9 protein-coding genes are annotated in these 13,731 nt (G+C 43.9%); 8 read left to right on the top strand and 1 reads right to left on the bottom strand.

Annotated features, from left to right (window positions below; all coding sequences use genetic code 11):
- The 8 genes from Q0502_RS03765 to Q0502_RS03730 form a co-directional block, all read left to right on the top strand.
- Nucleotides 1-2,797: TonB-dependent receptor (locus Q0502_RS03765; RefSeq protein ID WP_298647305.1), on the top strand; the 2,797-nt coding region annotated here is incomplete at its 5' end.
- A 29-nt stretch (nt 2,798-2,826) separates the two neighbouring features.
- Nucleotides 2,827-4,779: a RagB/SusD family nutrient uptake outer membrane protein gene (locus Q0502_RS03760; RefSeq protein ID WP_298647303.1), complete on the top strand. Its 1,953-nt coding sequence runs from the start codon at nt 2,827-2,829 to the stop codon at nt 4,777-4,779.
- A 33-nt stretch (nt 4,780-4,812) separates the two neighbouring features.
- Entirely contained in the window at nt 4,813-6,069 is a 1,257-nt protein-coding gene (locus Q0502_RS03755; RefSeq protein WP_298647301.1) for a DUF4959 domain-containing protein, read from the top strand.
- Nucleotides 6,070-6,092: 23 nt separating this feature from the next.
- Complete coding sequence (locus Q0502_RS03750) at nt 6,093-7,226, top strand: DUF4998 domain-containing protein (RefSeq protein WP_298647299.1); 1,134 nt, start codon at nt 6,093-6,095, stop codon at nt 7,224-7,226.
- A 249-nt stretch (nt 7,227-7,475) separates the two neighbouring features.
- Nucleotides 7,476-8,840, top strand: coding sequence for a glycosyl hydrolase (locus Q0502_RS03745; protein WP_298647297.1), 1,365 nt, complete (start codon nt 7,476-7,478; stop codon nt 8,838-8,840).
- Nucleotides 8,841-8,900: 60 nt separating this feature from the next.
- Nucleotides 8,901-10,610, top strand: a complete 1,710-nt coding sequence (locus Q0502_RS03740) for a sugar-binding domain-containing protein (RefSeq protein ID WP_298647295.1) — start codon at nt 8,901-8,903, stop codon at nt 10,608-10,610.
- A gap of 26 nt (nt 10,611-10,636) precedes the next feature.
- The gene (locus Q0502_RS03735; protein ID WP_298647294.1) at nt 10,637-12,058 is read left to right on the top strand and encodes an L-fucose/L-arabinose isomerase family protein; all 1,422 of its coding nucleotides are present in this window, start codon (nt 10,637-10,639) and stop codon (nt 12,056-12,058) included.
- A 78-nt stretch (nt 12,059-12,136) separates the two neighbouring features.
- Nucleotides 12,137-12,586: a DUF4488 domain-containing protein gene (locus Q0502_RS03730; protein ID WP_298647292.1), complete on the top strand. Its 450-nt coding sequence runs from the start codon at nt 12,137-12,139 to the stop codon at nt 12,584-12,586.
- Nucleotides 12,587-13,190: 604 nt separating this feature from the next.
- On the opposite strand, the gene Q0502_RS03725 is transcribed toward Q0502_RS03730, so the two are convergent.
- Nucleotides 13,191-13,731, bottom strand: a 541-nt coding sequence (locus Q0502_RS03725) for a transposase (RefSeq protein ID WP_298647290.1), incomplete at its 5' end; no start/stop codon positions are given.

Raw genomic sequence — 13,731 nt, 5'->3', positions numbered from 1 at the left:
AGCTTTTGGTAAGCAACGAAAAGAGAGTGTGATCGGAGCCATCACGACGGTGAACCCTTCGGAACTGAAAGTGCCGTCGAGTAACCTGACCACCGCCCTGGCGGGAAATATGGCGGGAATAATAGCTTATCAGCGGAGCGGAGAACCGGGCCGTGATAATGCCGACTTCTTTGTGCGTGGCATAACCACTTTCGGGGCCAATACCAGTCCCTTGATACTGATTGATAACATTGAGCTGACCTCAACAGACCTGGCGCGTCTTCAGCCCGATGATATTGCCAGTTTCTCCATCATGAAGGATGCCACGGCTACCGCCTTATATGGAGCCCGGGGAGCGAACGGGGTAATATTGGTAACTACTAAACGGGGCGTGGAAGGCCCGGCAAAAATATTTGTACGGGTGGAGAATTCTGTCTCACAACCGACAAGCGATATTGAACTTGCCGACCCTGTCACCTATATGAAATTGCATAACGAGGCCGTATTAACCAGGAATCCTCTGGGCGAACTCCCTTATAGCCAGGATAAGATTGAAAATACCATGCGTCCCGGCTCAAGCCCTTATATTTATCCGGCAAATGATTGGTACGATATGCTTTTCAATGACCACACCCAAAACATGCGGGGCAATATAAGCGTGACGGGAGGGGGAAATATCGCACGGTATTATGTGGCCGCCGCATTCACCAAAGACAACGGAATATTAAAGGTTGATAAGCGTAATAGTTTTAACAATAATATTAATTTTAAAAACTATAATCTCAGAGCCAATGTAGATATCGATATCACCAAAAAGACCTCGTTGGGAGTAAGGCTTTCCGGTAATTTCGACGATTATACCGGTCCCATGTATACGGGAGAAGAAGTATACCATATGGTTATGCACTCTAACCCCGTGCTATTTCCGGCTTACTATCCCATCGATGAAGATTTCAAGTATGTAAAACATATCATGTTCGGTAACTACCAGGGGAATTACAGGAATCCTTATGCCGAGATGGTGAGAGGTTATCAGGACAGGTCGCGGTCTCAAATGCTTGCCATGTTGGAACTGAACCAGAATCTTGATTTTATCACCGAAGGGCTTAGCTTCATGGCCTTGATGAATATTTCACGTTTGGCAGAGTACAGCGTTAACAGGTCATATAATCCTTTCTGGTATCAATTGCGTGGCAACTACGACAGTTTTACGGGTGAGTATCACCTGGAACGGATCAATGAAAATGGGACTGAGTATCTCGGATACAACGAAAGTCCCAAGACGGTTGAATCTACCACATATACCGAGTCCCGCCTTAATTATAACAACACGTTCGATGTGCATAGTGTAAGCGGGTTGCTGGTATTCACCACCCGCGAATGGCTGGCAGCGAACCAGGGGAACCTGCAGCTTTCACTGCCTTCCCGCAACGTGGGACTGGCCGGTCGTGCCACCTACTCTTTCGACAGCCGTTATTTTGCAGAATTCAATTTCGGGTACAATGGGTCCGAGCGTTTTGCCGAAAACAACCGCTGGGGATTTTTCCCGTCGGCAGGTGTGGCATGGCTGATTTCCAATGAATCATTCTGGGAACGGTTCCACCCCACCGTTAACAATCTGAAACTCCGCTACTCCTACGGTTTGGTAGGGAACGATCAGATCGGGAGCAGCAGCGACCGTTTCTTTTACCTGTCACAGGTAAATATGAACGATGGCGATAGAGGAGCTTACTTTGGTGAAAATGTAGATAAAGGAGGAGCCGGTATCCGGATAAACCGGTATGCAAATGATGCCATTACGTGGGAAACCTCTACAAAGCAAAATTATGCAGTCGAACTTGGTTTGTGGAATAAAGTAAATATTATTACAGAATATTTTACTGAGCATCGGCGCAATATATTGATGACCCGCGCTGCGATACCATCGACCATGGGACTACAGGCTTCCGTAAGAGCGAATATCGGTGAAGCTACCGCACACGGAGTAGATATCCAGTCCGATTATCAACAGGTATGGAACAAAAATTTCTGGACATCCGCCCGTGCAAACTTCACATGGTCAACCAGCCGGTACAAGGTTTACGAAGAACCCGACTACAAGGAATATTGGCGGTCACGTGTGGGTTATTCCCTGAACCAACAATGGGGTTATATTGCAGAACGGCTGTTCATGGATGACGCTGAAGCCCGGAATTCACCTCCTCAAATGTTTGGGGGAGAATATGGCGGAGGGGATATTAAATATACCGATATCAATGGTGACGGCCAAATTACGCCTGCGGATATGGTTCCCATCGGGAATCCCACCTCTCCCGAAATAATCTACGGATTCGGGTTTTCGGCCGGTTACAAAGGATTTGACGCCTCCATATTCTTCCAGGGGCTTGCCAACGAATCTTTTTGGATAAATACCTCGGGATTCGATAATAGCGGCAGATTCATAGGGGTGTCTCCTTTTGCCCATCAAACGCAACTCCTTAAAGTGATCGCAGACAGCCATTGGTCTGAAGACAACCAAAATTTATATGCATTCTGGCCAAGGCTAAGCCCGACGGTCAATGCCAATAACACACAACAGAGCACATGGTTTATGCGTGATGGTTCTTTCCTGAGACTCAAACAGTTGGAGATTGGCTATACCATTCCCGGTAACTGGCAGAAACAATTGCATCTTAATCAACTCAGGGTTTATTTCAGCGGGACCAATCTCCTGTTATTCAGTAAATTTAAGCTATGGGATGTAGAAATGGCCGGGAATGGGCTTGGGTATCCTATACAGAGGGTATTTAACTTTGGGGTAAACCTGACATTTAATTAATTAGTATTAACCGATAACTTTATATTACAATGAATATTCCAAAAACAGATAGAAACAAGCTGAAGATATTTGCCATAGCCTGTGTAATGGCTCTTCCGGCTTGCAATAATTATCTCGATATTGTCCCCGATGACGGTATGGCAACCTTGGAAACCGCGTTTACCATGCGTTCTACTGCGATCAGGTATTTGTATACCTGCTATGGATTTTTAACATCGGAAGGACATTTGGACAATGATCATGGTTATATGTCGGGGGACGAGCTGTGGTCTATCTACGACAGAAGGGAAAGTGGCGCGTATTGGGGTGGAACCATGTTCAATGTAGCACGGGGATTCCAAAATGCCACTAATCCTTACGGAAATGATTGGAATGGCATATACGAGGGGATCAGGTGTTGCAACATTCTGATTGAAAATGCAGAAACAGTCCCTGACCTGCCGGAATGGGAAAAACTGCAATGGATTGCCGAAGCCAAATTCCTGAAAGCATGGTTTCATTTCCATTTGATGCGTAAATGGGGGCCGATCCCAATTATAAAAGAAAACCTGCCCATTACTGCAAGCACGGAAGAAGTACGCGTTTACCGTGATCCGATGGAGGAGTGTTTCGATTATGTAATTCAATTACTTGATGAGGCTATGGAAGACCTCCCGTTGAATGTCCAGAGCAGGGATGAACTGGGAAGGATTACCAAACCGATAGCAGCCTCTGTCAAGGCAAAGATTATGGTGTATGCGGCAAGCCCGCTCTTCAATAACAATACCGACCAGGCGACCTTGGTCGATAATAGGGGCACGAAATTATTTAAAACCGATAAAACGGCCGAAGAGGTGAAAGCCAGGTGGGATGCCGCTGTTGTTGCCTGTAGCGAAGCCATAGAGCTAAGTGAAGAGGCCAATTTTGAACTATTTGTGCATCAAAGCCGGGTAAGGGTGAATGACACCATCCGTCAGGAATTGGATCTGAGAAACGCCATTACGGAAAAATGGAACAGTGAGGTAATATGGGCAAATACCCATACATCATTAGGGGCAAACAGAAACCTGCAAATGGTCTCTTCACCCAATCTGCAATGGGATCAATATCCCGATATGCCTAACTTATACAACCATATCCAACCTCCGTTAAAGATTCCCGAAATGTTTTATACCAATAACGGCATTCCGATCGAAAACGACCTGGAGTGGAATGGTGTGAATCCTTATAATTTGCGTGTGGGAGATAACACCCATCGATGGTATCTCCGCAGGGATTACACCACCGTTGAACTCAACTTCAATCGCGAGCCGAGGTTCTATGCATGGATGGGTTTCGACGGCGGATTATGGTACGGGCAGAAAGCCGAAGTGAACGATCCTATTCCGGGTGATCTATTCTGGGTAGCATGCCGTGCCGGTGGCGCCCAACAAAAAAAGGGATATGATTGGGGACCGATTACCGGTTATTACCCCAAAAAAGTAATTCACTACCAGAATCGGCAAACTTCCGCAACAGGATATGATGCCATCACTTATCCCTGGCCCATGCTGCGATTAGCCGATCTATACCTGCTCTATGCCGAAGCCATCAACGAGTCGGAAGGGCCTAACGGAGCACACAGCAATGAGATGTTCTTCTATATCGATGCCGTGCGTTCCAGAGCCGGACTACCCGGTGTAAAGGAAGCCTGGGACGAATACAGCAACAGCCCGGGAAGATATAATACCCAGGCGGGGATGAGACAGATCATCCAGCGCGAACGCTTGATAGAACTCTCTTTCGAAGGACAGCGTTTCTGGGATTTGCGCCGCTGGAAAACAGCCCCCTCGGAGTATGAGAAAGGGATTTACGGTTTTAAAGTCACGGCCAGCAGGCCGCAAGATTATTATCAGAAAATTCTTCTCGCGGAACAGAATTTTGCACTGAAAGACTACTTCTGGCCGATTCAGACCGGCTTAATTGAACAAAATCCGAATCTGGTGCAAAATATCGGATGGTAGTATAATGGATAAATTAAAAAATGAAATAATCGTATGAAAAAAATATGCTATTTATTATGTATACTCATTCCTGTTTACATTTACGGATGTAAGGAAGAGGGGAGGATCGACCATATCGACGATTCGGCTCCCGCTCCCGGCCCCGTTACGATTCTGGGAGTTACAAGTAAACCGGGCGGAGCGACGATCAAATACAAGATACCGGATGATGATAACCTGCGGGGGGTAAAGGTAGTTTACACCCGCAATGGAGAGGTTTGCGAATCAAAAGCCTCACGATATGTGGATACATTAGTGGTAGAAGGTTTTGGAAATACCAGTCCGCAGGAAGTAAAACTGTATAGCGTAGGAGTGAACGAAAAGTTGTCGGAACCTGTTTCAACAACAATCCAGCCGCTACTCCCTCCTGTCCAAACGGTGAAATTTGACATGGAAGCCAGTTTCGGAGGTGTAATTGTCTCGATAAACGAGAATTACACAAATGCCGACCTTGCCATAGTATTAATGGCCGATACGGTAGGAAATTCATCCAGGACACAATGGATTGATTTGCAGACATTTCACACAAAATCAGTCGCGATGAAATTTGCAAGAAGAGGCTTGAGTCCCACGCCGGCCTATTTTGGCGCATATTTACGGGATAGGTGGAATAACGTATCGGACACCATCTTCAAAACATTAATACCCATTGAAGAAATCAAACTTCCAAAAGATAAATTCCGGAATGCCGCACTTCCTACAGACTATTTTACACCGGCAGAAAATAATAGCGGATATCGGCTCGAAATGTTATGGACAGGACCGGAGGCACATAGCGGCGGTGAATTTTACGCATCCTCGCATAGCGCTCCCATGCCTCAATGGTTCACTATTGAACTCGGGTACAAGATGTCGATCAGCCGCATCCAGAAATGGCCGCGATCAAACTATGAACTTTATTCCGGTACCGCACCGCGCGTATTCCAGGTATGGGGTAGTGACAATCCTAACCCGGACGGAAGCTGGGATGATAGCTGGAAACTGTTGGGTGAGTTTGAACAACTCAAACCTTCGGGTTACGGAGAAGGGCGTGAAGTGGGACCTATTACCGATGAGGACAATGACTACTGGTATAACAGGACGGAATTCGATCTGGTACCTACCGAGGAGGCTCCCGATCCCTATCAAACGGTTACCCATCTGCGTTTCAAGATATTATCCACATTTAATACTTATGGGACCGATGCTTCTATGAGCCAGATAATTATTGGAGAATTGACTTTCTGGGGACAATTAAGGGATGATGAATAACTGTCATGAAATAAAACAATCATATGAAGAAAATAATATATTTATTACTGATAACATTTATCGCGGGGTACATATCATCATGCAAAGATATGGACGGTATCTATCAGGAATTCATCGTTCCCAACGGACTGAAATATCCCCAAAGGCCGGATTCGCTAAAAGTTCTTGCAGGTTATAACAGGCTCAGGCTTACCTGGCTCGAGGCGAAGGATCCGAGCTTAACTTATGCCATGGTTTACTGGAATAATTATCAAGACTCGCTAAAAGTGAATCTTGATGATCAAAAGGACACAATTGTAGTGGATATTGACAATTTAGGAGAGAGTACTTACACCTTCTATGTTAAAACGTTCGATAAACAAGGAAATGTCTCTATCCCCACCGAGGTAACCGGTACCGCTTATGGCGATAATTATTTAATGGGTGCTACAGACCGTACTATTGTGAGTGCTCTGCGTGATGAGAACAAAAACGGTACGATCATATGGAACAATAAGACATCTGACTTGGTTTATTCGGAAGTGCGCTATGTGATCTCTTCGGGTGAAACCCGGACCATACGCATAGATCCCGACGAAAGTACTTTGATTTGTCCGGATATAAAACCGGGCGAACTTTTTGAATATCGTTCAGTCTTTTTGCCTCCAAACGGAATTGATTCGGTAGGAAGGGAATGGAGAGAATCTGAAAAACCGTTTATGTACAAATACCCGAGAACCGGATGGACTGCCGAAGCCAGGAACGGAAATCATGGTTGGGGTGATGGCGGAGGCGGGCAACCCGTACTTATTCTTGATGGAAACATAGCCACAGGCTGGCATTCCCGGGTAGGGACCCCATTACCGCAATGCGTAGTTGTAGACATGAAACAATTGTTAGAGGTTGATAATCTTATTATCTACCCTCCGACACCTGTAAACTGGCGCTACCTGAACAATATAGAGATTTATATAAGCGATGCGCCGATAACTCCTGATGCGCCTCAACCCTCGTGGGGAGAGCCGGTAGTCCAGATGCAATATCCCGGCGGTGATAGTTTTACCATAAACTTTCCAACTTCAATAACAGGCCAGTTTATAGCGGTAGTATTTCTCGACTCAAAGGCCGCTCCCAATACTTATATAAGTTTTATGGAACTGGAAGTATATGGATATTAAACCTCTTATTTGTCTTATGTATAAAAAAAATCAAGTATGTTCTTCAAGTGTTTTTTCAATAATGCATAAAATTTAGTTACTTTGCAGGGACGTACTTATAAGTATGTCCCTGCAATATTAATAAGCAACTTAGATGCAAATGTTATTCTTAAAAAAAGTCCCTATTGTAGGTATAATCTCCATCTTTGCTGTTTGCTATTTGACGGGTTTTTCAGTCGATAAAACTAACAAAAGAATAAATACTGAACTATGAAGACAAAGACACTTATGAATAAAAGCTTTATCATTCTTGCATTCGTTCTGGTTTGCAGCATAGGGTATGCATCACCGCCCCAACCAAGGGTGATGAAATTCGAAAAATTAAAAAAGGAATTGAAAGATCCCTCTAAATCTTTCCGTTCAGCGCCTTTGTGGGTATGGAATACGAAAGTGACGCGCGCCGATATAGACAGTATGCTGAAAGAACTCAAGGACCAGGGGTTCGGGGGAGCATTTGTACATCCCCGGCCCGGCATGATCACCGATTATCTTTCGGATGAGTGGTTCGATCTGTACAAATATAGTGTGGAAGTAGGGAAAGAACTTGGCCTGGACATCTGGATCTATGACGAAAACTCCTATCCCAGCGGGTTTGCAGGCGGACATGTCCCGGCCCAAATGCCCGAATCCTATAATCAGGGCCAAGGGCTGAATCCTGAAAAAAAAGAGATATTGCCTGAAAATGCAAAAGACTATTTCCTCTGCCTGAAAAAAGAAGGCGCCACTTTTATCGATATAACTTCGACATGGGATCATTACAAAAATGTAAAAGGAGAATATTACCTCTATAATAAGACTTATTATGGCCGTACCGACTGGCATGGAGGTTTTTCATACGTGGACCTGTTATATCCCGGAGTTACCCGGAAATTTATAGAAGTAACCATGTCGGGCTACGAAAAACATTTCGGTAAAAAATTAGGCACGGAGATCAAAGGCGTTTTTACTGATGAACCGAATATATCCAGTCCCGGGGGCATGCGCTGGACTCCCGATCTGTTCGGGGTTTTTCAGAAACAATGGGGTTATGACCTGAAGAGCGTATTGCCTCTGCTCGGTGAAACGGAAGAGAACTGGAAACAAGTCCGCCATAACTATATGGAAACATTGACCCAGATGTTTATCGACCGTTGGTCCAAACCCTGGTTTGAGTATACTGAAGGGAAGGGTATGTACTGGACAGGACATTACTGGGAACACGGTTGGCCCGATATGTCGCACGGTGGCGACAACATGGCCATGTATGCGTGGCACCAGATGCCTGCCATTGACATGTTATTCAACCAGTTCAACGATTCACATCCCCAGGCCCAGTTCGGGAATGTAAGATCGGTAAAAGAATTAAGCAGTGTCGCCAACCAGATGGGATACGTCCGGACTCTGAGTGAAACTTACGGAGGCGGGGGCTGGGATGTAACTTTCGAAGACCTGAAAAGATTAGGCGACTGGGAGTATGTTTTAGGCGTTAATTTCATGAACCAGCACTTATCGCATATGACCATTACGGGCGCACGGAAATACGACTATCCGCCGGTCTTCACATCCCTTTCTCCCTGGTGGTCGAACTATAAATAGCAAAACGATTATTTCGCCCGCCTGTCGATGCTATTGAGCCAGGGGAAACAGATCAATGATATGCTTATTCTGGAGCCGACGACCACCGCATGGCTTTATTATTCGTACATAAAGGGACATCCCAAAACAATGGAGATCGGCATCAATTTCCAGAATTTCGTCACCAGGCTTGAAAAAAGCCAGGTCGAATATGACCTCGGATCCGAAAATATCATAAAAGACCATGGAAAGATCAGCCAGAATTCGTTTGTTGTAGGGAAAAGGGCATACAAAAAGGTTGTGATCCCTCCCATGACCGAAAACCTGAACACAATGACTTTCCGTTTATTGAAAAAATTCGTCGATGCAGGAGGCGTATTGATCGCATTTTCTACGCCGACCTTAGTGGATGGGAAAGAAAGCGCAGAATTAAAGAAGTTTTTCTCTGAAAACTCGTCGAAAATAAAAACATATACGGAGGAATCGACGGAACAGGCGATCAAAGAATCTTTGCAAAGCACTAAGATCACTTTTAGCAATATAGCAGGTAATAACCTCTATCATCACAGGAGGAGTTACGATGACGGCGAACTGGTATTTCTCGTAAATTCGTCTTTGACCGAAACCGCTAAAGGAAAAATCTCGGTTGAAGGTAAAACATTGATGGAGATTGATGGAATGTCGGGCGACATCTTCGGTTATCCATACGCACAACAGGGACCATTCGTCGAAGCCGAATTTATGCTGCCTCCTGCCGGGAGTCTTATTCTGTTCAGTTCATCATCGAAGGGTAATGAATATCCGTTGAAACCCCGTATGGTGGATGGGAAGCAACTCGAAGCTGACAGCCCGTTAGAAATAAAAAGGATGCAGGACAATGTGCTGAATATCGACTTTTGTAACCTGATAATAGATGACAATTCCATAAAAAACAGTCATCACGATAAAAACCTGTACACAGTGGAAGCAAGTATTCTTCTTTACCGGCATTTCGGAATGAATAATCCGTGGAATTCTGCAATCCAATACCGACAGACCGTTGTAGAGAAAGATACTTTCAAAACCGGGGATATAAAGGTAAGATATCATTTTATCGTAGCCGGAAATATAGACAAACGCAATATCAGATTAGTGGCAGAACAGCCCGACGTATGGAAAGTGAGGATAAACGGCGAACCGGTTTCGTCCGATCCTCAGCAAAGATGGCTGGATTCACGCTTTGGCGTATATGAAATAGGGGAATATGTCGGGACCGGTGTAAATATTGTTGAACTCAGCGTGGAACCCATGAGCATATATGCCGAGATCGCCCCTGTATATATATTGGGAGATTTCTTACTGCAACCGGCAGCTAAAGGATGGATAATACGGGAACCTGTTAACAGGCTGGAATTGGGGAGCTGGAAAGGACAAGGGCAGCCTTACTATTCATGGGACGTATCTTATAGCAGGAATTACACAATAGAAGATACCTCCGCCCGCCATGCACTTCAATTGAAAGAATGGAACGGAACGCTTTCGGAAGTGTATGTAAACGGCCATAAAGCCGGTATAATAGCTTACCAACCATACAACTTCGATTTGTCGCCTTATCTGAAGAAAGGCAACAACAAGATAGAAGTCAGAGTAATCGGCAGCCTGAAGAATTTGTTAGGTCCTCACTATAATCACGACAAAGGCATAGCCGGCCCATGGCATTGGAACGGTGTACACAGGCAGGATACGGGAAATGATTACAACTTATTCGATTACGGTTTAATGGAAGACTTTATTGTCGTTTCTTACAAATAGGAATATCTAAAACAAAAAATACCATCATGGAAAAAGTAAAAATAGGATTATTCGGCGTTGGACTGAATACATACTGGGGGCAATTCGAAGGTCTTCTCGACCGGTTAACCGGTTACCAGGACAGGATAAAAAATAAGATGCTGTCTTATGACAACATTGAGGTTATCGACGCGGGAATAGTAGATGACATCGACAAGGCGAATGATGCTGCATCACTTATGAAAAAAGAAGATGTGGAACTATTATTCATATTTATTTCCACCTACGCCCTCTCCTCCACCCTCATCCCGGTTGTCAGCCGGTTGAATATACCGGTTATATTGCTGAATATGCAGCCGTTACCCGCCATAGAATACGACAAACTGAACAGTATGGCAGACAGGGGTGCTATGACCGGTGAATGGTTAGCAAACTGTCAGGCTTGTTCCGTTCCTGAATTTTCATCTGTCTTTAACCGTGCCCGGGTCAAATATGATATCGTTTCGGGATACCTGGAGGACAGTGAAGCATGGAAAGAGATCTCCGAATGGATCACAGCCGCAAAAATTTCCTCGGGGATGAGGAAAAACCGCATGGGAGTGCTTGGTAATTATTATGGCGGGATGGTCGATGTATATTCCGACCTGACATTGCAAAGTACAGTTTTCGGCACACATATAGAAGTACTTGAAATGTGTGAACTGGCAGATATAAGAAAATCTGTCGGGAAAGAGGAGGTCGAACAAAAAATCAGGGAATTTGAAAGAACTTTTGTTATCGACGATTCCTGCTCTACCTATGAGATCGAAAGGGCAGCACAAACCTCCGTCGCCTTGGACAGGTTGGCAGAAAAACACAGACTGGGTTCAATGGCGTACTATTATGCCGGCATGAACGGGAACGAATATGAGAACATTATCACGTCTGTTATCGCAGGGAACACTTTATTAACCGGAAGAAATATACCTGTAGCCGGAGAGTATGAAATTAAAAATGTGCAGGCGATGAAAATCATGGCATTAATGGGTATTGGCGGTTGTTTCTCGGAATTCTATGCGATGGATTTCAATGACGATATTATAATGCTCGGACACGATGGCCCTGCTCATTTCATCATCTCAGAAGGAAAAGTCCATTTGGTTCCGTTACCCGTATACCATGGTAAACCCGGGAAAGGACTCTCTATTCAAATGTCGGTAAAACACGGTCCTGTAACCCTGTTATCCGTAGTAGAAGGGAACGACGGTTTATCGCTCCTTGTTGCTGAAGGCGAATCCGTACCCGGCCCCATCCTTAACATTGGGAACCTCAATAGCAGGTATAAATTCTCCGTTTCAGCCAGGGAGTTTATCAAAAGATGGAGTAAAGCCGGTCCTTCCCACCATTGCTCAATCGGAATCGGTCATGTAGCGGATATCTTAAAGAAATATGCTTTTATCTTAAATATACCCATAACCGTTATTTCTTAAAGGATTGCATAATAAAATAATATCTGAAACAGTATTTCACGATCATTAAAAACTCAAGTTCAACTAAAAAGAACACCTATGAAAACAATTATTCTGAATTTTGTAATCTGCCTGATAATCGGTAGCGGATTAACAGTAAATGCACAAAACCCGGAGCAAGATGTAAAAAATTCTCCTTTGGCTGGTTTATGGATATTCGAAAGAATCCTGGTGGATAATAACGGGAATAAAGTGACGGTTTATCCCGGAACCTTTATGATGATTGATCCGGATGGGAGATTTACTTTTTTCATATATTCCCCACAGGGTGGATTTATTGTCAACGAAGGGACAATAACATTGGAATCAGATAGCGTTTATGCCGAAATGATCGATTACAATGCAAATTCGTTTTATATGGGCAAGACTCTGAAACATACATATAAAATAGAGGATAAACGTTTATATAAAACGCTATTGAGTGAAACGGATGATGGTAAACAAGAGACTGAAATCTGGAGAAGAGTCGAAAGACCAACTACGTTTTAAATAAATGACTCTCAGTAGCACACCCGCGCCACCCGGTCATATTTTATATAACATATATTCAACCGGTTACGAGGATTAAATTTGAAGATGTGAGAGTCGGGGCCTCCTGAAAGAAACGATCTTCAACTAAACCGAGAGAATGCTCTCTCTTTTCCACAAGAATAAATACAATTATTAGTTATATTTAACTAATAAAAATGAAGTAATATCGTTTTTTAATTGTAATTTTGATTATTCTCATAATGAACATGAGAAAATGGAATGACAATTTACCCTAACTGTGGAAAATAATTGCCGACATAATCTATCGAAATTGGGTGACTTCCTTTTATTGAATGCTTGTTTCGTCAGTTACACCAGTTTATATAATTAATCTCTAATTTGTTAATTATAAAAGAACTATTATGAAAAAGTTTATGGCAAAGCAAGGTTCTGTTTGGCGAAAAGTTATTTATTCTGCAATATTGATATTGAGTTCGTGTGCTACTATTTTGGGATTGTATCAAATATTCTATAATAATCAGCGGTATTCTGTATTCATTTTCGCATTGGGATTAATAGGTATTATGTCATTTCAATAGTTCGTTATAATTTAAAAATATAGCTAAGCGGCAATAGCCGCAAACTCAATAAGTTCTTTGACAAGTTTATCATTTAATCTTCTGTTCGGTCTGATTCCGGACACGCGAATAAATCGCTCAAGCAAATAGGCATTGTGTATCATCGACTTACAGGATGCCATAGAAAACGGAATGCCTCTTTCCCTTGCCAGCACCTTTGCCATGTTGACGGTGGTCAGGGAGGCATTAAAATTGAAAGAGAGCTTCGCCACATCCCTTGCCTGCGATTGCATGAGTCCGGTGAATCCCTTGGCATCGCGGAAGCAAAATTCGATTTGAAAACGGGTGCGGTAATATTCTATGACATCCTTGCCGCTCATGGCGGTATTGGTTGAGAAGTACAGTTTGGGATTCCTTCCCTCACAGTCATACCAGATGGCAAGCCTGACCTTCTGTTTGAGTGATTTTGACCAGGCGACCAGGGTGTAGAGTTCGCCCTTGTCAATATCGATTTTCTCGACCCTGGACTTGTCCAGGTTTGCCATGTCGATCCTGCCGTCGTAGAGTTTGGGTCTTCCCCTCTTG

It is taken from the genome of uncultured Proteiniphilum sp. (assembly GCF_937873925.1).
Taxonomy (GTDB): Bacteria; Bacteroidota; Bacteroidia; order Bacteroidales; family Dysgonomonadaceae; genus Proteiniphilum.
The sequence above is the reverse complement of the archived record's forward strand: the minus strand, read 5'-3'. Positions and strand labels throughout refer to the sequence as shown.